The organism is Streptomyces sp. NPDC038707 (genome assembly GCF_040636485.1).
Taxonomy (GTDB): domain Bacteria; phylum Actinomycetota; class Actinomycetes; order Streptomycetales; family Streptomycetaceae; genus Streptomyces.
Map to the genome: position 1 here is coordinate 145,615 of NZ_JBEZUP010000007.1, position 20,863 is coordinate 166,477.

General features: G+C 72.0%; 16 protein-coding genes. 10 read left to right on the forward strand and 6 right to left on the reverse strand.

Annotated elements, in window-relative coordinates:
- Positions 1-90: 90 nt before the first annotated feature.
- The 4 genes from AB0E62_RS12545 to AB0E62_RS12560 all read right to left on the reverse strand — a co-directional run bounded on the left by AB0E62_RS12545 (position 91) and on the right by AB0E62_RS12560 (position 6,434).
- Positions 91-2,553 (reverse strand): SpoIIE family protein phosphatase, encoded by a 2,463-nt coding sequence (locus tag AB0E62_RS12545; protein WP_362191567.1) that lies wholly within the window; start codon positions 2,551-2,553, stop codon positions 91-93.
- A gap of 156 nt (positions 2,554-2,709) precedes the next feature.
- On the reverse strand, positions 2,710-5,115 hold the full coding sequence (locus AB0E62_RS12550) for an MFS transporter (protein ID WP_362191569.1): 2,406 nt from the start codon (positions 5,113-5,115) through the stop codon (positions 2,710-2,712).
- Positions 5,116-5,276: 161 nt separating this feature from the next.
- Positions 5,277-5,720, reverse strand: coding sequence for an SRPBCC family protein (locus tag AB0E62_RS12555; protein ID WP_318200500.1), 444 nt, complete (start codon positions 5,718-5,720; stop codon positions 5,277-5,279).
- 207 nt (positions 5,721-5,927) lie between these two features.
- Positions 5,928-6,434 (reverse strand): hypothetical protein, encoded by a 507-nt coding sequence (locus AB0E62_RS12560; protein ID WP_362191572.1) that lies wholly within the window; start codon positions 6,432-6,434, stop codon positions 5,928-5,930.
- A gap of 346 nt (positions 6,435-6,780) precedes the next feature.
- Between AB0E62_RS12560 and AB0E62_RS12565 the strand changes: the two genes are divergently transcribed.
- Positions 6,781-7,305 (forward strand): GNAT family N-acetyltransferase, encoded by a 525-nt coding sequence (locus tag AB0E62_RS12565; protein WP_362191574.1) that lies wholly within the window; start codon positions 6,781-6,783, stop codon positions 7,303-7,305.
- A 7-nt stretch (positions 7,306-7,312) separates the two neighbouring features.
- On the opposite strand, the gene AB0E62_RS12570 is transcribed toward AB0E62_RS12565, so the two are convergent.
- Positions 7,313-7,894 carry an adenylosuccinate lyase gene (locus tag AB0E62_RS12570; RefSeq protein ID WP_362191576.1) on the reverse strand — a complete coding sequence of 194 codons (582 nt, stop codon included), beginning with the start codon at positions 7,892-7,894 and terminating at the stop codon, positions 7,313-7,315.
- A 429-nt stretch (positions 7,895-8,323) separates the two neighbouring features.
- Between AB0E62_RS12570 and AB0E62_RS12575 the strand changes: the two genes are divergently transcribed.
- The 9 genes from AB0E62_RS12575 to pssA all read left to right on the forward strand — a co-directional run bounded on the left by AB0E62_RS12575 (position 8,324) and on the right by pssA (position 19,258).
- A complete protein-coding gene (locus tag AB0E62_RS12575) occupies positions 8,324-10,138 on the forward strand; it encodes a 3-hydroxybutyryl-CoA dehydrogenase (protein WP_362191578.1) in 1,815 nt (604 codons plus the stop codon).
- Between the two features lie 118 nt (positions 10,139-10,256).
- Complete coding sequence (locus AB0E62_RS12580) at positions 10,257-11,087, forward strand: TetR family transcriptional regulator (RefSeq protein ID WP_362191580.1); 831 nt, start codon at positions 10,257-10,259, stop codon at positions 11,085-11,087.
- Between the two features lie 428 nt (positions 11,088-11,515).
- Complete coding sequence (ccrA, locus tag AB0E62_RS12585; protein ID WP_362191775.1) at positions 11,516-12,853, forward strand: crotonyl-CoA carboxylase/reductase; 1,338 nt, start codon at positions 11,516-11,518, stop codon at positions 12,851-12,853.
- A gap of 9 nt (positions 12,854-12,862) precedes the next feature.
- The gene (locus tag AB0E62_RS12590; RefSeq protein WP_362191582.1) at positions 12,863-14,911 is read left to right on the forward strand and encodes a protein meaA; all 2,049 of its coding nucleotides are present in this window, start codon (positions 12,863-12,865) and stop codon (positions 14,909-14,911) included.
- On the forward strand, positions 14,908-15,870 hold the full coding sequence (locus tag AB0E62_RS12595; protein WP_030605907.1) for a CoA ester lyase: 963 nt from the start codon (positions 14,908-14,910) through the stop codon (positions 15,868-15,870). Before AB0E62_RS12590 ends, AB0E62_RS12595 begins: the two co-directional genes overlap by 4 nt.
- Before the next feature lie 5 nt (positions 15,871-15,875).
- Positions 15,876-16,388, forward strand: a complete 513-nt coding sequence (locus tag AB0E62_RS12600) for a MaoC family dehydratase (protein ID WP_362191777.1) — start codon at positions 15,876-15,878, stop codon at positions 16,386-16,388.
- 3 nt (positions 16,389-16,391) lie between these two features.
- Positions 16,392-17,597, forward strand: a complete 1,206-nt coding sequence (locus AB0E62_RS12605) for an acyl-CoA dehydrogenase family protein (protein ID WP_362191584.1) — start codon at positions 16,392-16,394, stop codon at positions 17,595-17,597.
- Between the two features lie 169 nt (positions 17,598-17,766).
- Complete coding sequence (locus AB0E62_RS12610; RefSeq protein ID WP_362191586.1) at positions 17,767-18,417, forward strand: phosphatidylserine decarboxylase; 651 nt, start codon at positions 17,767-17,769, stop codon at positions 18,415-18,417.
- Between the two features lie 22 nt (positions 18,418-18,439).
- Positions 18,440-19,258 (forward strand): CDP-diacylglycerol--serine O-phosphatidyltransferase, encoded by an 819-nt coding sequence (gene pssA / locus AB0E62_RS12615; RefSeq protein WP_362191779.1) that lies wholly within the window; start codon positions 18,440-18,442, stop codon positions 19,256-19,258.
- A gap of 403 nt (positions 19,259-19,661) precedes the next feature.
- Here the strand turns inward: pssA and AB0E62_RS12620 are convergent, their stop codons facing one another.
- Positions 19,662-20,798, reverse strand: coding sequence for a glycerate kinase (locus tag AB0E62_RS12620; protein ID WP_362191588.1), 1,137 nt, complete (start codon positions 20,796-20,798; stop codon positions 19,662-19,664).
- Between the last annotated feature and the right edge of the window lie 65 nt (positions 20,799-20,863).

Sequence of the window (20,863 nt, forward strand, 5' to 3'; positions counted from 1 at the left end):
CACGGGTCGGTTCCGTGATCGGGATATCGCGGCGGACCGGCGTGGGGCAAGGGGCGCGCGTGACGTTCCCGGGCGGAACGCGGCCGGCGGTCAGCGGCCGGGGGTGAGGGCCTGTTCGAACCAGACCGTCTTGCGGTGCCCGGTGGCGCTGGCGCCCCACTCCCGGGCCAGCCGGCTGACCACGCGCAGTCCGCGGCCGGACTCGTCGTCGGGGCCGGCGCTCAGCAGGGCGGGCAGGGCGGGTTCGTCGTCGGTGACCTCGAACAGCAGCGCGTCGGTGCGTACGATCCGCAGGCCGATCCGGTCGCTCGCGGCGTGCAGGACGGCGTTGGTGACGACCTCGCTGACCAGCAGCTCGGCGGTCTCCACCGCCTCCGGCAGGCCCCAGTCCAGCAGTTGTGCGCGCACCAGGCGGCGGGCCCGGGACACCTCGCCCGGTGCGGAGTCGAGCCGCCACTCGGCCACCTGGTCGTCGGGGATGCCGTTGAGGCGCGCCATGAGCAGGGCGACGTCGTCCTTGCGTCCGCCGTGGGTGTTCAGCGCCCGGATGATGGTGTCGCAGGCGTCGTCCATGGAGGCCGCGGGGTGGGCGGCGGACTCGCAGAGCGCGGCCAGGCCCTCGCCGATGTCGGAGCCGCGCACCTCGACCAGGCCGTCCGTGCACAGCACCAGCCGGTCGCCGGGCGCCACCTTGACCCGGACGGCCTCGAACGGGACGCCGCCGACGCCGATCGGGGCCCCGGTGGGCAGGTCGAGGAGCCGGCTGCCGCCGTCCTCGGCGCGGACCAGCACGGGCGGGATGTGGCCGGCGTTGGCGAGGGTCAGTTCGCCGCGGATCGGGTCGTAGACCGCGTACAGACAGGTGGCGAGGTAGGTGTCGCCGAGCCGGCGGGCCAGGTCGTCCAGGTTGCGCAGGAGCTGGGCGGGCGGGGTCTCCATGGCTGCCATGGTCTGTACGGCGGTGCGCAACTGGCCCATCATCGCCGCCGAGTTCAGGCCGTGTCCCATGACGTCGCCGACCACGAGCGCGGTGCGGGAGCCGGACAGCTTGATGGTGTCGAACCAGTCGCCGCCGATCCTCCCGAGCCGGGTGCCGGGCAGATAGCGGGTGGCGACGTCGCAGCCGGCCATCCGCGGGCTGATCTGCGGCAGCATGCTGTCCTGGAGGGTGTCGGCGACGTTCTCCTGGTACGTGTACATGCGTGCGTTGTCGAGCACGAGGCCCGCGCGGGCGGCGAGTTCGGCGCCGGTGGTGCGGTCCATGTCGTCGAACTGCGGCCGGTCGGGGCGGCGCATCAGCACCATGAAGCCGAGGACGACATTGCGCGCCTTGAGCGGGACGATCAGCAGCGACCGGCCGCCGATGAGCGGCCTGAGGTCGCGCTTCTCGAACTCGCCGGAGATCCGCTCGGACAGCTCGTCGGTGACCCGGGGGACGAGGACGGGCTCGCCGGTGACCATGCACTTGTAGAACGGGGTGTGCTCGGGGAAGGCGAAGGCCTCGCCGACGGGCACGGTGTCGTCCCAGCGGCCGGGTTCGTCGTTGTGCTCGACCCAGACCCGGAACATCACGGTGCTGGCGTCCGGCGGGCCGTCCGGGAAGCCCTCGCCGGCCAGCACCGCGGCGCGCAGGTGGGTGCCGGCGAAGTCCGCGAACCGGGGCACGGCGGCGCTGGTGACCTCGCGGATGGTCTCGCCGAGGTCCAGGGAGGAGCCGATGCGGGAGCTGACCTCGTTCAGGAACTCCAGACGCTCGCGGACGGCGGCGTACTCCAGGTCCCCTTCGGCGCCGGCCGGGACCGCCGCGGCCACGGGCCGTTCCCGCGCCGTTGCGGCCGCGGGTCCGGGGACGGCCTCGGCGGTGGTGCGGCCGGGGCGGCGGGGCACGCCCCAGTACGGGGTCACGGGCACCCGTTCGTACTGGCTGAACTCCAGGATGGGGTAGCCGAGTTCGAGGACCTGGGAGACGATGCGGGCGCTCAGCCCGGGGCCCATGTTGGGCAGGATGTCGGGCAGGCGCCGTTCGAGGTCCTCGGAGGCGGGCAGTTCGGTGTGGCGGGCGAAGCCGGGCGTGATGCGTTCGGTGGCCCGGCCGGCGTGGCCGCGTCCGGCGCGCAGCCGGGTGGCGTCGGCGACGAGCACGAGCAGCCGGGACGGGCCCGGGCCGACCAGTGGGTAGGCCCACCACAGGACGTCGATCCGGTCGTCGGCGCCGGGTCCCTCGGGGCAGAGCCGGGCGCAGCCGGCCTGCGGGTAGCCGTGCTGCCCGTCGAGCGCGGCCTCCAGGTCGCTGCCGGAGGCGTCGTACGGCGCGGACGCGTCCCGCGGGTCGTCCGGCTCGTCGGGGAGGGCGCCGGAGACGGGCAGCAGATCGGCGGCGGGCCGGCCCACGGCCTCCTCCCGGCCGACGCCGAACAGGCGCCGTGCACCGCTGCTCCAGTGGGACACCAGACCGGCGCGGTCGACGACGACCACGGCCAGCGGGACCCGGCCCGCCGCGGTGTCGCCGAAGCCGCGCCCGGCGGGCGCGTCCCGCTCGTTGCCACGGTCCATGGCCCAGGCCCTTTCTCCCCACGGCTGTCCGCAAAACGATCTGTGCCGCCAGCCACTACGGTAAGGCGGCCGCCGGTCGCGATGTGTGGCAATCCTGGAATTGGGTGCACCTGATGCACCGGCGCACGGCCCGGCGCGCTGCGTGCGCCCCCCCGGTCAGTCCTCGTGCCCCAACTGGAGGTCGCGTTCGGTGCGTCCGCCCCCCGCGACCTGGAGCACGGTGGCGACCGGCGGGTAGCCCGCGGCGATGACGGTGTACTCGCCGGAGGAGAGGTCCACGAACCGGAACGTCCCGTCCGCTCCGGTGGTGAGGGTGTCGACCACGTTGCCGGCGGCGTCCAGCAGGGTCACCCGGGCCTCCTCCACGGGGCGTCCGCCGCCGGCCCGGACGGTGCCCCGGAGCACGGCGCCGCCCGCGAGTTCGATGTCCTGCCGGGTCTCCCGGGAGGCCTGCACGGTGACCGGGAGCGCGGCGGGCCGGAAGGCGGGGGCGCTGGCGGCGAGGGTGTACTCGCCGGCCACCAGCTCGGTGATGACGTAGCCGCCCTCGCGCCCGCTGCGGGTGGTGGCGACGACCTCGCCGTGCACGTTGGTGAGGGTGACGGTGGCGTCCCGGACGGGGCTGCCGTCGGCGGTGAGCACACTGCCGGCCAGGCGTCCGGCGCCGCCGAGGACGACGTCGAGTTCGACGGGACGTTCGCCGACGGTGACGGAGACGGCCTGCGGCTGGTGTCCGCCGGCGGCGGCGATCAGCACGTAGGAGCCGGAGCCGGGCGTGCCGAGCGCGTACCGCCCGTCCTCGCCGCTGGCGCCCCGGCCGACCTGCTGCCCGGCGATGTCGATGAGGGTGAGGGCGGCGCGGGGCACCACGGTGCCGTCGGGGTGCTGGACCGTGCCGCAGACGGGGATGCCGGCCGTGAACGGCGCACGGGCGTGCGGGAGCGGGATGTTCACCGGTGCGGTCTCCTGGCCGGTGGCGGGGGCGTGGTGGGACACCAGGGGTTTCTCCTTGAGGAAGAAGGCGAGGAGCAGGCCGAGGGCGAGCACCGGGACGAGGTAGAGGAAGATCCGGGGCATGGCGTCGGCGTAGGCGCGGATGTAGGCGTCGCGCAGGGCCGGGGGCAGCGCGTGGACGAGCTGCGGGGTGATCGAGTCGGCGGCGGGCAGACGGGCGGCCGCGCCCGGGGGCAGCTCGGCGCGCAGCGAGGAGGCCAGCCGGTCGGCGAAGAGGGTGCCGAAGACGGCGGCGCCGACGCTGCCGCCGATCTGCCGGAAGTAGTTGTTGGCGCTGGTGGCGCTGCCGAGGTCGGCGGGGCGTACGGAGTTCTGCACGGCGAGCACGAGGACGGGCATCACCAGGCCGATGCCGGTGCCGAGGACGGCCATCCAGATGCTGTAGTGCAGCCGGGGGGTGTCGGTCTGGAGCCGGGACAGCAGCCACATGCCGGCGACGGAGACGGCGCTGCCGAGCACGGGGTAGACGCGGTAGCGGCCGGTGCGGCTGATGAGGTGGCCGCCGACGATGGAGGCGCCGACGATCCCGGCCATCATGGGCAGCATGAGCAGCCCGGACTCGGTGGCGCTGGCCCCGTCGACCATCTGCAGGAAGGTCGGCAGATAGCTGGCGGCGCCGAACAGGGCGACGCCGACGACCAGGCCGACCAGGCCGCTGACGGTGAACACGGAGTCGCGGAACAGCCGGAGCGGGATGAGGGGTTCGGCGGCGAAGTGCTCGGCGACGAGGAAGAGGACGGTGGTGAGGAGGGCGCCGGCGGCGAGGAAGAGGATGGGCCGGGAGTCCCAGGCGTACTCGGTGCCGCCCCAGCTGGTGAGCAGCACCAGGCAGGTGGAGGCGGCGGCGAGCAGGATGGCGCCGGGCACGTCGAGCCGGGCCCGCACGGGCGGCCGGGGCAGTCTGAGCACGACGGTGACGACGGCGAAGGTGACCAGGCCGAAGGGCACGTTGACGTAGAAGCACCAGCGCCAGGAGAGATGGTCGGTGAAGTAGCCGCCGAGCAGCGGGCCGGCGACGGAGGCGAGGCCGAAGGCGGCGCCGATCAGGCCCATGTACCGGCCGCGTTCGCGGGGCGGCACGATGTCGGCGATGATCGCCTGCACGCCGATCATGAGTCCGCCCGCGCCGACGCCCTGGAGCGCGCGGTAGAGGACCAGCTGGTCCATGCTGCCGGCCCGGCCGGCGAGCGCGGAGCCGACGACGAAGACGGCGATGGCGAACTGGAAGACGCCCTTGCGGCCCACGAGGTCGCCGAGCTTGCCGTACAGGGGCAGGCCGATGGTGGAGGTGAGCAGGTAGGCGGTGATGGCCCAGGACATCTTGTCCAGGCCGTGCAGTTCGCCGACGACCTTGGGCAGGGCGGTGGCGACGATCATCTGGTCCAGGGCGGCCAGCAGCAGCGCCAGCATCAGCCCGCAGAACACCAGCCGGACCCGGCGGGGCGACAGCGGCGCGGCGGACGCGGGGGACGGCGGCGCGGCCGCGGTCTCCTCGCCGGCCGCCGGTGCCACGGCCGGCTCCTGCTGCGCCAGTGTCGTCCCGCCCACGGACCGCTCCCCTCGTTGCGCCTCGCGCGTTTCCCGCGTGAGGGGACAACGGGGATCGGTTGCCTGGGGTTACGGCTCCGCCCGGCCCGGGACGGAGATCCACTCGAACCGGTGAAGGAGGCAACCGCAGGTCAACCCCCTTGTACCGCCCGGCAGTTGGGCTACTTCTCGACCTCGGCGGCGAGGTTGGCGAGCAGCGCGTCGTAGATCCGGCCGAGGCCCTTGGGCGCGAAGGTGCGCTCGAAGAAGCCGCCGATGCCGCCGGCGCCCTGCCAGGTGGTGGTGACGACCACGCGGGAGCGGCCCTCGCCGGCCGGGGTGACGCGCCAGGTGGTGACCATCGACGAGTTGCGGTCCTTCTCCACCAGCTCGCCGTCGGTGGGCTCGCTCACCTCGAGCAGGCAGTCGCGCACCCGCTTGCTGGTGGCCTGGAGCTTCCAGTGGACGAGGGTGCCCTCGCCGTCGCCGCCCTCGCGCACCTCGTACTCGCTGAACTGCTCGGGCAGCAGCCGCTGCCGGGTGCCGCGGTAGTCGGCGAGGGCGTCGAACACCTTCTCCGCGTCCGCCGCGACGACCCGCTCGGTAGTGGCCTCGACCTGCGCCATTGCGTTCCTCCAGGACCTGTTGTGCACGACTGGGACAAGCCAACCACCCCGGCGCCCGACGGCCCAAATCGGGGTCCGCCCGATCGCGATGAGATGCCGCGGGTCCTGTACCCGACACGGAGAAGACGGCTTCCCGTTGCCCAGGGCATTATCCTGGAAGTCACGCACGTATTTCCGAGGAACGACGGCCGTCGGGCGTCCCGACCGTCAGGCCCTGTTCAGGATGAACTTCTCGTGCTCGCCGCCGTTGGCGTTGATCTGGCAGTTGACCGTTCCACCGGGGCCGGTGGCGGTGGTCACCCCGCTGCCGGTCACCATCCGGAGATAGATTCCCGGAAAGGCCGCCGACTCGAAGGAGAACGAGCCGTCCGCCTGGGCTCGGAGGTGGCACTTCTCGTACGGTCCGATACCGCACTGACAATTCACCTTGCCACCACCGGCCATGGTGGCGGGGACCCCAGTGCCGTCCATCCTCAGGAACACGTTCGAGAAGGCCGCCGACTCGAAGGCGTACGACCCGTCCGCCTGCGGCCGGACCTTGTACCCCGTCCAGGGGCCGGTGCCGTACGGGCAGTTCACAGTCCCTCCACCCGGGTCGGTGGAGGAGGTCACCCCGGTGCCGTCCATGCGCAGGTAGATATTCGGGAAGAACGTGGACTGGATCGTGACGGGTGCGTCCCCGAGCTTCGCCAGGCCGGCTGCCGATAACGGCATTATTGCCTCTCCTCCGTCAGGAAGATGCAGGATACGAGCAGAATCCAGCGCCGATGGCATCAGCCTTTGGGGTGCTGGATATCCGGGAACAGAGGAAACCCGTCCACCGTTGCGCTTCGGCGAGTGTTTCCGACCTGTCGTGAATTGGACAGCCGCCGCGGACGGCCGGGAAATCCCGGGTCGGGCAGTTGCCGGACCGCCCGCGCCCGACCGGACGACTCCTGTCCGGCGAAGACGGCGGCCCTCTCGCGCGGTGCGGTCCCGCACGGCCTGCCGGGTTCCCGCCGGTGGCGCGGCGGCCGGTAATTCCTGGCCGCCGCCCGGCGTCCGCCCCTAGGGTTCCGCCATGGACGAGCAGGACATACGCATCCGCCCGATGACCCTCGCCGACTGCGACCGGGTCTCGGAGATCCGCGTGCGCGGCTGGCAGCACGCCTACCGGGGGCTGGTGCCGCAGCCGTATCTGGACCGGCTGAGCGTCGCCGCGGACGCCGAGCGGCGGCGGGAGCGGTTCGCGGACGGCGCCGGCCCCGTGGTGAACCTGGTCGCCGAGCGGGACGGCCGGGTGCTCGGCTGGGCGGCCGTCGGGCCGTACCGGGACGGGGACGCGTACACGGCGGACGCCGAGCTGTACGCGGTCTACGTCGATCCGGCGCACCTCGGCGGCGGGATCGGGCGGGCGCTGCTGGCCGCCGCGGCCGGGCGGTGCCCGGCGGGCGCGCGGCTGCTGCTGTGGGTGCTCAAGGGCAACGCGCCCGCGCGCCGCTTCTACGAGCGTGCCGGGTTCCGGGCCGACGGGGCCGAGGAGCCCTTCGACGCGGACGGTGTGCCCGTGTCCGAGGTCCGGTACGTGCGTGCCCCGGCCGGCTGACGGTGCCTCAGGTGGGCTGCTGCTGCGGGAGCCTGGCCAGGGCGCGCACCGCCGCCTCGGCGAGCGCGGGGTGGGCCAGCGCCTCGTTCAGCACCCGCCGGGCGCGGTCGTCGCCGAGCATGCCCAGGCCCTCCACACAGGCGAGGGCGACCCGCCGGTAGGGGTCGTGCGGGCTGAGCCGCCGCTCCAGGGTGGTGATGAGCGCGGGCACGGACTCCGGGGCGCGCAGGGCGACCAGCAGCCGGACCGGGTGCAGGGCGTAGGCGACGCGGAGTTCGTTGGTGGCGAGGGCGGCGGCGGCCCGGGCGGTGCGGGGGTCGCCGAGGCGGGCGAGGGCGTGCGCGGCGGAGGCGCAGCGCGGCGGGTCACGGTGGTTGAGCAGCAGCACCAGCGCCTCGAAGGCCCGCCGGTCGCCCGCGCGGCCGAGCCGGAAGGCGGCCAGTTCCCGGGCCCACAGCGGCTGTCCGGGCGCGGTGAGCACCTCGGCGAGTTCGTTCTGGTCCTCGGTGGCGAGCAGGCGGTCGAACGCGGCCGTGCCGCCCGACTCCTGCCGTAGGCGTTCCGTGAGCGAGCGCACCTCTTCGTCCACGAGGTCCAGCGTAGGCGGGTCGTGGCGGAGGGGGGAGGTGCCTCACACGGAAGTGTTGCCCCGGGGGGCTGGCGCGCTCGTTACCCGCCGGTTAAGCTCAGACGAGCGAGTACCCCTCGCACTCCGCTGGCGACGGTCTGGTGACGCGGCCGTCGCGAGCGAGCTCCTGTCGGTTCGGTACACCGTATGTACCGCGGTACGACCCGGCTTCGGGACAGAGCCGGTCGGAACCCCCGCCGTGCGCGGGCGTGTACGCGCCCGTGGCCCGGCGGCGCTCACCGGGCGTGTGCGCTCGCGGCCCGGAAACACCCGCATCCCTTCGCACCGCGGTGCGCTCCGGCGCACCCGGCGCTCCCCTTCCGCACCGTGCACGCCCCCGGGCGTCCCCGGCGCGCTCCTCGTCGTCACCCTCATTCCTGGAGTCCCGCGATGGCCGCTCCCCTGTCCGACACCCCTCTGTCCCCGTCCTCCCCGCTGCGGAAGGTCGCCGTCGTCGGCCTCGGCACCATGGGCACCGGCATCGCCGAGGTCCTGGCGAAGGCCGGCCGCGAGGTGACCGGCATCGATGTCGGCGAGGCACAGACCGCCAGGGCGCTCGCCGCCCTGGAGGCCGCCACCGCCCGCGCCGTGGAGCGCGGCCGGCTCACCGGCGAGGAGCGCGCGGGGATGCTGGCCCGGGTGCGCACCGCCACCGACCTCACCGCGGCGGCCGACGCCGACCTGGTCATCGAGGTGGTCCCGGAGTCGTACGAGACCAAGCAGCGGATCCTGTGCGAACTGGACGGCATCGTCCGCCCGGACACCATCCTGGCGACCGGCACCAACGCGCTGTCGGTGACCCGGCTGGCGGCCGGCTCGGCCCGCCCCGAGCGCGTGCTCGGCCTGCACTTCTTCAACCCGGCGCCGGCCATGAAGCTGGTGGAGGTCGTCTCCTCGGTGCTCACCGCGCCGCAGGCCGTCGCCGCCGTCACCGACCTGGCGCTCGAGCTGGGCAAGGAGCCGGTCTCGGTCGGCGACCGCCCCGGCTTCGTCGCGGACGGGCTGCTGTTCGGCTATCTGAACCAGGCGGCGGCGATGTACGAGTCGAAGTACGCCTCCCGGGAGGACATCGACGCCGCCATGCGGCTCGGCTGCGGCCTGCCGATGGGCCCGCTCGCCCTGCTGGACCTGATCGGCGTCGACACCGCGCGGACGGTCCTGGAGGCCATGTACGCCGAGTCCCGGGACCGGCTGCACGCGCCCGCCCCGATCCTCGGGCAGCTCAGCGAGGCGGGCCTGACGGGCCGGAAGGCCGGGCGCGGCTTCTACACCTACGCGACGCCGGGCAGCGCGACGGTCGTCCCGGACGCGCTGACCCCGGCGGCCGGGGACACCCGGGCCGCGAGCCGTCCGGTGCGCTCGGTGGGCGTCGCCGGCTCGGGCACCATGGCGTCCGGCATCGCCGAGGTCTTCGCCAAGGCCGGCTACGACGTGGTCCTCGCCGCCCGCAGCGAGGAGAAGGCGCAGGCCGCCAAGGCGCGCGTCGGCAAGTCGCTCGCCCGCTCCGTCGGCAAGGGCCGGCTGACCGCCGAGGCCGCCGCCGAGACCCTGGAGCGGATCGTCCCGGCGGGCTCCTACGACGCCTTCGCCGGGGTGGACCTGGCGGTGGAGGCGGTCGCGGAGGACCTGGACGTCAAGCGGCAGCTGTTCGCGGCGCTGGACAAGGTGTGCAAGCCGGGCGCGGTCCTGGCCACCACCACCTCCTCGCTGCCCGTGATCGCCTGCGCCCGCGCCACCTCGCGCCCGCAGGACGTGATCGGGATGCACTTCTTCAACCCGGCCCCGGCGATGAAGCTGGTCGAGGTGGTCCGCACGGTGCTGACCGCCGACGACGTCCACGCGACCGTGCGCGAGGTCTGCGGCCGGATCCGCAAGCACGCGGTGGACTGCGGCGACCGGGCCGGGTTCATCGTCAACGCGCTGCTGTTCCCCTACCTCAACAACGCGGTCAAGATGGTGCAGGAGCACTACGCGTCCCTGGACGACATCGACGCGGCCATGAAGCTGGGCGGCGGCTACCCGATGGGCCCGTTCGAACTGCTGGACGTGGTCGGCCTGGACGTGTCGCTGGCCATCGAGAAGGTGCTGCACCGCGAGTTCCGCGACCCCGGCCTCGCTCCGGCGCCGCTGCTGGAGCACCTGGTGGCCGCGGGCTGCCTCGGCCGCAAGACCGGCCGGGGCTTCCGCGAGTATGCCCGCCGCTGACGGCGCCGGCGACTGGTTCCGGACGGAGCCGGACTGGGGCGGGCTGCTCGGCCCGGCCGCCGCTCCCCCGCCCCCGGCGGGCGGGGGACACCCCGGACCTGCACACCGACGTGGGCACATGCAGTACGTTCGGGTCATGTCCCAGCCCGCCAAGTCCTCCCGTACACCAGCTACGCCCGACGCGCCGGAAAGTGCCGCAGGCAGTCGCGCCGCCGCCCAGCGGCTCAAAATGCGCCGAGAACTGGCGGCGGCAGCCATGGAGCTGTTCGCGACCAAGGGGTACGAGGCCACCACCGTCGACGAGATCGCCGCCGCGGCGGGGGTCGCCCGGCGCACCTTCTTCCGCCACTTCCGCTCCAAGGAAGAGGCGATCTTCCCGGACCACGACGACACGCTGGTCCGCGCCGAGGCCGTGCTCAACGCCGCCCCCGCGCACGAGCACCCGCTCGACACGGTGTGCCGCGGCATCAAAGAGGTCATGAAGATGTACGCCGCCGCGCCGGAGATCTCGGTGGCCCGCTACAAGCTGACGCGCGAGGTGCCCACCCTGCGCGAGGCCGAGATCGCCTCGGTGGCCCGCTACGAGCGGCTGTTCACCCGCTATCTGCTCGGCCATTTCGACGAGCACGCGCACGCCGACGACGCCAACGACGACCCGCTGCTGGCCGAGGTCGCCGCCTCGGCCGTGGTCACCGCGCACAACCACGTCCTCAGACGCTGGCTGCGGGCGGGCGGCCAGGGGGACGTGGAGGCCCAGCTCGACCACGCCTTCGCCATCGTCCGCAAGACCTTCGGCACCGGCATCGGGGCCGGCCGGGAGGGCGCCCCGCGCACCCCGGCGGCCACCGCCGCCCCGCAGGGCGAGGTCCTGGTGACGGTGGCCCGCACCGACGCCCCGCTCGACGAGGTGATGCGCACCATCGAACAGGCGCTGAAGGAACGGTCGTAGCGGAAGGGCCGGCACCGGCCGGACCGTGACAGACGGGCAGTGAGTGGCACTGAGTGCCGCCCACTGCCCGTTTCGTTTGCCGAGCGTTGATCGATCATCGCTCATCTGTTACGTAAAGATTTCATCTGAGAGCAATTTCTGGCACTCAGTGCCTTGCCACCTGACACGCCGTGTCATACGTTGAGGGCGTCCGGGCGGCCGGCGAACAGCGATCACCTGCTCGCCGGCTGTCCCCGGGGGCCCCTCGCCCGCGCGCCCGGACGCCTGCGTCACAGGCAACCCTCCCGCGCCACAAAGCGCTGCCGAAGCACCACCCCGCCGAACCGACGGCACCCCCTTTCCACCCTCAGCAGCACGCATCCCAGCACCGACGAACCCTCAGGCGCCCCTCCCTCAGGGCGCTCACCGCCGGAGGCAACACCGTGACCGTGAAGGACATCCTGGACGCGATCCAGTCGCAGGACGCCACGTCCGCCGACTTCGCCGCCCTGCAGCTCCCCGAGTCGTACCGCGCGATCACCGTCCACAAGGACGAGACGGAGATGTTCGCGGGCCTTCAGACCCGCGACAAGGACCCGCGCAAGTCGATCCACCTGGACGAGGTCCCGGTGCCCGAACTGGGCCCCGGAGAGGCCCTGGTGGCCGTCATGGCCTCCTCGGTCAACTACAACTCGGTGTGGACCTCGATCTTCGAGCCGGTGTCGACGTTCGCCTTCCTGGAGCGCTACGGCAGGCTGTCGCCGCTGACCAAGCGCCATGACCTGCCGTACCACATCATCGGCTCCGACCTCGCGGGCGTCGTGCTGCGCACCGGCCCCGGCGTCAACGCCTGGCGGCCCGGCGACGAGGTCGTCGCGCACTGCCTGAGCGTCGAGCTGGAGTCGCCCGACGGCCACGACGACACCATGCTCGACCCGGAACAGCGCATCTGGGGCTTCGAGACCAACTTCGGCGGCCTCGCGGAGATCGCGCTGGTCAAGACGAACCAGCTGATGCCGAAGCCGGAGCACCTCACCTGGGAGGAGGCCGCGGCCCCGGGCCTGGTCAACTCCACCGCCTACCGCCAGCTGGTCTCCCGCAACGGCGCCGCGATGAAGCAGGGCGACAACGTCCTGATCTGGGGCGCGAGCGGCGGACTCGGCTCCTACGCCACCCAGTTCGCGCTCGCCGGCGGCGCCAACCCCATCTGCGTCGTCTCCTCGCCCCAGAAGGCGGAGATCTGCCGGAAGATGGGCGCCACGGCGATCATCGACCGCACCGCCGAGGGCTACAGGTTCTGGAAGGACGAGCACACCCAGGACCCCAAGGAGTGGAAGCGGTTCGGCAAGCGCATCCGCGAACTCACCGGCGGCGAGGACATCGACATCGTCTTCGAGCACCCCGGCCGCGAGACCTTCGGCGCCTCCGTCTACGTCACCCGCAAGGGCGGCACCATCACCACCTGCGCCTCGACCTCGGGCTACATGCACGAGTACGACAACCGCTACCTGTGGATGTCCCTGAAGCGGATCATCGGCTCGCACTTCGCCAACTACCGCGAGGCGTACGAGGCCAACCGCCTGATCGCCAAGGGCAAGATCCACCCGACGCTGTCGAAGACGTACTCCCTGGAGGAGACCGGCCAGGCCGCCTACGACGTCCACCGCAACCTGCACCAGGGCAAGGTCGGCGTGCTGTGCCTGGCGCCCGAGGAGGGGCTCGGCGTGCGCGACCAGGAGATGCGCGCGCAGCACATCGACGCCATCAACCGCTTCCGGAACGTCTGAGAGCCGCAGATGACAGAGCGTCAGCCTCCGGCCGGCCGGAGGGAAAAGGACCGTCCGTGGCTCATGCGGACGTACGCCGGCCACTCCACGGCACAGGCGTCGAACGAGCTGTACCGGCGCAATCTCGCCAAGGGCCAGACCGGTCTGTCGGTGGCGTTCGACCTGCCGACCCAGACCGGCTACGACCCCGACCACGTCCTCGCCCGCGGCGAGGTCGGCCGGGTCGGTGTGCCCGTCGCGCACCTGGGCGACATGCGCCGGCTGTTCCAGGACATCCCGCTGGAGCAGATGAACACCTCGATGACGATCAACGCCACCGCCATGTGGCTGCTGGCGCTCTACCAGGTCGTCGCCGAGGAGCAGGGCGCGGACATCTCGAAGCTCCAGGGCACGACCCAGAACGACATCGTCAAGGAGTACCTGTCCCGGGGGACCCATGTGTTCCCGCCGGGGCCCTCCCTCCGGCTGACGACGGACATGATCGCGTACACGGTCTCCCACCTCCCGAAGTGGAACCCGATCAACATCTGCAGCTACCACCTCCAGGAGGCGGGAGCCACGCCGGTGCAGGAGATCGCGTACGCGATGTCCACCGCGATCGCCGTCCTGGACGCCGTGCGCGACTCGGGCCAGGTGCCGCCGGAGCGCATGGGCGACGTGGTCGCGCGGATCTCCTTCTTCGTCAACGCGGGCGTCCGCTTCGTCGAGGAGATGTGCAAGATGCGGGCGTTCGGCCGCATCTGGGACGAGATCACGCGCGAGCGGTACGGCATCGAGGACCCCAAGAAGCGCCGCTTCCGCTACGGCGTCCAGGTCAACTCGCTCGGCCTGACCGAGGCGCAGCCGGAAAACAACGTCCAGCGGATCGTGCTGGAGATGCTGGCGGTGACCCTCTCGAAGGACGCCCGCGCGCGTGCCGTGCAGCTGCCCGCCTGGAACGAGGCCCTGGGTCTGCCGCGCCCCTGGGACCAGCAGTGGAGCCTGCGCATCCAGCAGGTGCTCGCCTACGAGAGCGACCTGCTGGAGTACGACGACATCTTCGAGGGCTCGAAGGTGATCGAGGCCAAGGTGGACGAGCTGGTCGCCGACGCCCTCGCGGAGATCGGCCGCATCCAGGAGATGGGCGGCGCGCTGGCCGCCGTGGAGTCCGGCTACCTGAAGTCGCGGCTGGTCGCCGCGCACGCCGAGCGGCGGGCGCGGATCGAGTCCGGCGAGGAGAAGATCGTCGGCGTCAACATCTTCGAGGGCACCGAGCCGAACCCGCTCACGGCCGACCTGGACACCGCGATCCAGACGGTGGACCCGGCGGTCGAGAACCGGGTCGTCGAGGCCCTGCGGAACTGGCGGGACACCCGCTACCAGCCGCCGTTCAACCACCCGCGCCCGTGCAAGGCGCTGGAGCGGCTGAAGGAGGCCGCCAAGGGCACCGACAACCTGATGGAGGCCACCCTGGAGTGCGCCCGCGCCGGGGTGACGACCGGCGAGTGGGCCGCCGCGCTGCGCGAGGTGTTCGGCGAGTACCGGGCGCCCACCGGGGTGTCCTCCGCGCCGGTGGCCGTCCCCGCCGAGGCCGGTTCGGCGCTCGCCGACGTGCGCGCCAAGGTGGAGGCCACCGCCCGCGACCTGGGCGTCGGCAAGCTGCGGTTCCTGGTCGGCAAGCCCGGCCTGGACGGACACTCCAACGGCGCCGAGCAGATCGCCGTGCGCGCCCGGGATGCCGGCTTCGAGGTGGTCTACCAGGGGATCCGGCTCACCCCGGAGCAGATCGTGGACGCGGCCCTCGCCGAGGACGTGCACGCGGTCGGCCTGTCGGTCCTGTCCGGCTCGCACGCCCAGCTGGTCCCGGACGTGCTCGGGCGGCTGCGTGTGGCCGGTGCCACAGAGATACCCGTGATCGCGGGTGGCATCATCCCCAGCGGTGACGCCGAACAGCTCAGGGCCGCCGGAGTGGCCGCGGTGTTCACCCCGAAGGACTTCGACATCACCGGGATCATCGGCCGCATCGTGGACGAGATCCGGAAAGCGAACAAGCTCGACCCCCTGGAGGTCCCCGCATGACAACGGTCAACCGCCTTCGTCCCCGGCGCTCCTGCCTGGCCGTACCGGGCAGCAACCCGCGCTTCCTGGAGAAGGCGCAGGGCCTCCCGGCGGACCAGGTCTTCCTGGACCTGGAGGACGCGTGCGCGCCGCTCGCCAAGCCCGAGGCGCGGCACACCATCGTCAAGTTCCTCAACGAGGGCGACTGGACGGGCAAGACCCGGGTGGTCCGGGTCAACGACTGGACCACCGAGTGGACGTACCGGGACGTGGTCACGGTGGTCGAGGGCGCCGGCCCCAACCTCGACTGCATCATGCTGCCCAAGGTGCAGAACGCCCAGCAGGTCGTGGCGCTGGACCTGCTGCTGACCCAGATCGAGAAGACCATGGGCTTCGAGGTCGGCCGGATCGGCATCGAGGCGCAGATCGAGAACGCGCAGGGCCTGAACCACGTCAACGAGATCGCCGAGGCCAGTGACCGGCTGGAGACGATCATCTTCGGCCCGGCCGACTTCATGGCGTCGATCAACATGAAGTCGCTCGTCGTGGGCGAGCAGCCGCCCGGCTACCCGGCGGACGCCTACCACTACATCCTGATGAAGATCCTGATGGCCGCCCGCGCCAACGACCTCCAGGCGATCGACGGCCCCTACCTCCAGATCCGCAACGTCGACGGCTTCCGCGAGGTGGCCGGCCGCGCCGCCGCGCTCGGCTTCGACGGCAAGTGGGTGCTGCACCCCGGCCAGGTCGACGCCGCCAACGAGGTCTTCTCGCCCTCCCAGGAGGACTACGACCACGCCGAGCTGATCCTGGACGCGTACGAGTACTACACCTCCGAGGCGGGCGGCAAGAAGGGCTCCGCGATGCTCGGGGACGAGATGATCGACGAGGCCAGCCGCAAGATGGCCCTGGTCATCGCGGGCAAGGGCCGGGCCGCCGGGATGCGGCGCACCAGCACGTTCGAGATCCCGGAGGCGTGAGCGCGATGCAGTTCGGACGCACCTTCGAGGAGTTCGAGGTCGGCGCGGTGTACAAGCACTGGCCGGGCAAGACGGTCACGGAGTACGACGACCACCTCTTCTGTCTGCTCACCATGAACCACCACCCGCTCCACCTGGACGCCCACTACGCCGGGGGGACGACCGACTTCGGCAAGAACGTGGTGGTCGGGAACTACGTCTACTCCCTGCTGCTCGGCATGTCCGTCCCGGACGTCTCCGGCAAGGCCATCGCCAACCTGGAGATCGAGTCGCTCCGGCACGTCGCGCCGACCTTCCACGGCGACACGGTCTACGGCGAGACGACCGTGCTGGACAAGTGGCCCTCGAAGTCGAAGGACGACCGGGGGATCGTGCACGTCGAGACCAAGGGTTACAAGCAGGACGGCACCCTGGTGTGCGTCTTCCGCCGCAAGGTGATGGTGCCCACCGCGACGTACATCGAGGAGCGCGGCGGCGAACAGCCGGGCCGCCCCGAGTTGAAGGAACAGGGGAAGTAAACGATGGCCCGTCTCGCCCAGACCGCCGGACTGACCGACGTCCAGCAGGAGATCCTCGCCACCGTCCGGGACTTTGTCGACAAGGAGATCATTCCGGTCGCGACCGAGCTGGAGCACCGCGACGAGTACCCGCAGCAGATCGTGGACGGCCTGAAGGAACTCGGCCTGTTCGGTCTGATGATCCCCGAGGAGTACGGGGGCCTGGGCGAGTCGCTGCTCACCTACGCGCTGTGCGTGGAGGAGATCGCCCGGGGCTGGATGTCGGTGTCCGGCATCATCAACACCCACTTCATCGTCGCGTACATGCTCAAGCAGCACGGGACGCGGGAGCAGAAGGACCATTTCCTGCCGAGGATGGCGGCCGGCGACATCCGGGGCGCCTTCTCGATGTCGGAGCCGGGCCTCGGCTCCGATGTGTCGGCCATCACGTCCAAGGCGGTGCGGGACGGCGACGAGTACGTGCTGAACGGCCAGAAGATGTGGCTGACCAACGGCGGCACCTCCTCGCTAGTGGCCGTCCTGGTCCGCAGTGACGAAGGACACCCCGAGGGCACGGCCCCGCACAAGTCGATGACCACCTTCCTGGTCGAGAAGGAGCCGGGCTTCGGCGAGGTCCGCCCGGGCCTGACCATCCCCGGCAAGATCGAGAAGATGGGCTACAAGGGCGTCGACACCACCGAGCTGATCATGGACGGCCTGCGCGTTCCGGCCGACCGGGTGCTCGGCGGGGTCACCGGCCGAGGTTTTTACCAAATGATGGACGGCGTGGAGGTCGGCCGGGTCAACGTGGCGGCGCGCGGCTGCGGCGTCGCCCAGCGCGCCTTCGAGCTGGGCGTCCGGTACGCCCAGCAACGTCACACTTTCGGCAAGCCGATCGCCCAGCACCAGGCCGTGCAGTTCAAGCTGGCGGAGATGGCCACCAAGGTCGAGGCCGCGCATGCGATGATGGTCAACGCGGCCCGCAAAAAGGACTCCGGGGAACGAAACGACCTGGAGGCCGGCATGGCGAAGTACCTGGCCTCCGAGTACTGCAAGGAGGTCGTGGAGGACGCCTTCCGGATCCACGGCGGCTACGGCTTCTCCAAGGAGTACGAGATCGAGCGCCTCTACCGGGAGGCCCCGATGCTGCTCATCGGTGAAGGTACCGCCGAGATCCAGAAAATGATCATCGGCCGCCGACTGCTCGAAGAGTATCGATTCCAGGGCTGATTGTCCGGGTACGGGGTGTTTTCTTCGAGAAGAAGATCACACCCCGTAGACGTTCTTCAGCCGCCGACTCGGCTTCCTGGCTTGCCCAGTTGCGGGCCGCGCCCGGTACGATCCGGGAAAGCCGCCGTCCCCCGTCAGAGCGCGGCATCATCCGCTACGAAGGTCATCCATGCCCCACTCCTCTGCACACCGCGACAGCCTGGTAGGCGCACGCCTCGCGCGCGGAGCATCGCCGTGGCTCCTCCCGACCGTGGCCACCGCAGCCGTCAGCCTGGTCCGGGCCCGCCGATCCGGCGCGGCCAGGGCCGTCGCCGTGCCCGCCACCGCACTCGCGGCGGGCATGCTGTGGTTCTTCCGCGACCCCGAGCGCGAGATCGCCCCCGGCCGGGTCATCTCGCCCGCCGACGGCGTGGTGCAGAGCATCATGCCGTGGAAGGACGGCCGCACCCGCGTCGCGATCTTCATGAGCCCGCTCAACGTCCACGTCAACCGCGCGCCCCTGTCGGGCACGGTGACGTCCGTCGAGCACATCCCGGGCGGCTTTGTTCCGGCTTTCAACAAGGAGAGCGAGAACAACGAGCGCGTAGTCTGGCATTTCGACACCGAACTCGGCGACATCGAGATGATCCAGATCGCCGGCGCGGTGGCCCGCCGCATCGTGCCCTACATCCCCGAGGGCACGAAGGTCGAGCAGGGCGACCGCATCGGTCTGATCCGCTTCGGCTCGCGTGTCGACCTCTATCTGCCCGAGGGCGTGGAGGTCGCGGTCGAGGTCGGACAGAAGACCGTGGCTGGGGTGACTCGCATTGACCGTGATTGATCCGGAGACCCAGGCGGGCTGGGTGCCCGAGGCCGACGAGGTGGACGAAGAGGAGGAGATGCCCCTCTCTCTGCGTCTGTCGATAGCGGACACGCTCACGCTGGGCAACGCCACGTGCGGCTTCATGGCGGTGTACTTCACCACCACCGGCATCCTCATCCCGCACCTCACCGGCAGCCAGGAGTCCGGCATGGCCCGCCACAGCGCGGCCACGGCGGTCATCCTGATGCTCTGCGCGGCGGTCTTCGACCTGTTCGACGGCCTGGTGGCGCGCAAGCTGCGCTCGTCGCCGATGGGCGCGGAGCTGGACAACCTGTCGGACCTGATCAGCTTCGGCCTGGCACCCGCGTACTTCGTGCTCGTCTACGGCATGGTCGCCGACGACGCGCACCAGCGGGTGGCGGCGGTGGGAGCGATCGTGGTGCTGCTGGCCGTGGTGCTCAGACTGGCCCGGTTCAGCTGCGTGACCATGAAGGACGGCATGTTCCAGGGCATGCCCTCGCCGTTCGGCGCGCTGACCGTCGTCTCGATCGTGCTGCTGGAGCTGCCGTTCGTGGCGACGCTGCTGGCGATCCTGGGGACGGCGTGGCTGATGGTGAGCCGGGTGGAGTACCCGAAGCCGCGGGGCCGGCTGGCCGGGGCGATGCTCTGCTGGATCGTGCTGTCGATGGGGCTGCTGGCCGCGTGGGCCTTCGACGCGCCGAGCGGTCAGCTGCTGCTCCAGACGGGGTGCGCGCTGCAGCTGGTGATGGCCGCGGTGATTCCGCTGTTCGCCACGGCCCGGCGGGTGAACAACTTCCGCGACAACCGTCGTGAGGCGCGGGCGGCGCAACTGCCGTAGCGGCGCTTTGACGAGGGGCCCCTTACCCGGGTTGGGTAAGGGGCCCCTCGCTTGTGCCCGGGCCTCCGGGGACTCCGCCCCCAGACCCCCGCTGTGCCGCCCGCCCACCCACCCGGCTCGGGCCAGGTCGAGAGCCTGCCGCCCAGCTACCGCCCGTCACCCGCTCCCGCCGCAGCCGGGGCGAACGCTGCCGTCCCCGGCACGGGCCAGGTCGAGAGGCTGGCGCGCGACTCCCGCCCGTCACCCGCTCCCGCCACAGCCGGGGCGAACGCTCCCACCACCACAGCCATCCCGGCTCGGGCGTGGGGTAGGGGCCGCGGCCTGGCCGGTCAGCTCTGTGGCCTGCCGAGTCTGGTGGTGGGTGGGCAAGGCCGGGGGTCTGGGGGCGGAGTCCCCAGGGGCCTCAGCCCAGGTGAGCCTCGGCGATCCGGGCGGCGACCCGTTCCAGGATCGGCCCGGCGTCCGCGATGCACTTGGCGACGTCCGGCTCGACCGAGGTCAGGGGGTAGGCCTCCGAGATGCCGGCCCGCCGCAGCGCCTCCTCCGGCAGGGCGAGCCGTCCGCAGACGGCCACCACCGGCTTGCCCGCGGCCCGCGCCGCCGCGGCCACCCCCGCCGGCGCCTTCCCGTGCAGCGTCTGCTCGTCCAGCGAGCCCTCGCCGGTGATCACCAGGGACGCCCGTTCCAGGGCGGGTGCGAAGCCCAGGACGTCCAGCATGACCTCGATGCCGGGGCGGAACCGGGCGCCGAGGAGCAGCGCGCCGTAGCCGATGCCCCCGGCCGCGCCCGCGCCCGGGGACGCGGCGTACTCGGCGGCCCGCGGACCCACCTCGGCCTCCAGCACCTTCGCGAAGTGGGCCAGCGCCGCGTCCAGCGCCTCCACGTCGTCCGGCGAGGCGCCCTTCTGCGGACCGTAGACGGCGGGCGCGCCCTTCGGTCCGGTCAGCGGGTTGTCGACGTCACTGGCCAGCACCAGCTCCACCGAGGACAGCCGCGGGTCCAGGCCGGAGAGGTCGGTGCGGGCCAGGCCGGCCAGGCCGCCGCCGCCCGGGGCCACCGGCTCGCCCGCCTCGGTGAGGAACCGGGCGCCGAGCGCGGACAGCATGCCCGCGCCGCCGTCCGTCGTGGCGCTGCCGCCGACGCCGAACACGATGGTCCGGGCGCCCGCGTCCAGCGCGGCCCGCAGCAGTTCCCCGGAGCCGTACGTGGAGGCCGTCAGGGGCGCGAAGACCCCGGCCGGCAGCCGCTGGAGGCCGCTCGCCTCCGCCATCTCGACGACCGCGGTGCCGTCACGCAGCGCGAACGCGGCCGTCACCTCCTCGCCGAGCGGCCCGGTCACCCGGACCTCGTGCCGTTCGAAGCCGGCCGCGACCGCCGCGTCCACGGTCCCGTCGCCGCCGTCGGCCACGGGCAGCGCCTCCACCGCCAGGTCCGGCACGACCCGGCGCAGCCCGGCCGTCACCCGCTCGGCGACCTGCACGGCCGTCAGCGAGCCCTTGAACTTGTCCGCGGCGATGAGCACCCGACGGGTCTCGTTCACTGCAGCGTCCGCCACCTTGTCTTCCCCTTGCTCTCCGGGCCCCGCGCACGGCGGGGCCAGTCGCG

Excerpts from the sequence above, each read along its gene's own strand:
- AB0E62_RS12545 (WP_362191567.1), bottom strand. The coding sequence starts at position 2,553 with ATGGACCGTGGCAACGAGCGGGACGCGCCCGCCGGGCGCGGCTTCGGC.
- AB0E62_RS12555 (WP_318200500.1), bottom strand. The coding sequence starts at position 5,720 with ATGGCGCAGGTCGAGGCCACTACCGAGCGGGTCGTCGCGGCGGACGCG.
- AB0E62_RS12560 (WP_362191572.1), bottom strand. The coding sequence starts at position 6,434 with ATGCCGTTATCGGCAGCCGGCCTGGCGAAGCTCGGGGACGCACCCGTC.
- AB0E62_RS12565 (WP_362191574.1), top strand. The coding sequence starts at position 6,781 with ATGGACGAGCAGGACATACGCATCCGCCCGATGACCCTCGCCGACTGC.
- AB0E62_RS12575 (WP_362191578.1), top strand. The coding sequence starts at position 8,324 with ATGGCCGCTCCCCTGTCCGACACCCCTCTGTCCCCGTCCTCCCCGCTG.
- AB0E62_RS12580 (WP_362191580.1), top strand. The coding sequence starts at position 10,257 with ATGCAGTACGTTCGGGTCATGTCCCAGCCCGCCAAGTCCTCCCGTACA.
- AB0E62_RS12590 (WP_362191582.1), top strand. The coding sequence starts at position 12,863 with ATGACAGAGCGTCAGCCTCCGGCCGGCCGGAGGGAAAAGGACCGTCCG.
- AB0E62_RS12595 (WP_030605907.1), top strand. The coding sequence starts at position 14,908 with ATGACAACGGTCAACCGCCTTCGTCCCCGGCGCTCCTGCCTGGCCGTA.
- AB0E62_RS12600 (WP_362191777.1), top strand. The coding sequence starts at position 15,876 with ATGCAGTTCGGACGCACCTTCGAGGAGTTCGAGGTCGGCGCGGTGTAC.
- AB0E62_RS12605 (WP_362191584.1), top strand. The coding sequence starts at position 16,392 with ATGGCCCGTCTCGCCCAGACCGCCGGACTGACCGACGTCCAGCAGGAG.
- AB0E62_RS12610 (WP_362191586.1), top strand. The coding sequence starts at position 17,767 with ATGCCCCACTCCTCTGCACACCGCGACAGCCTGGTAGGCGCACGCCTC.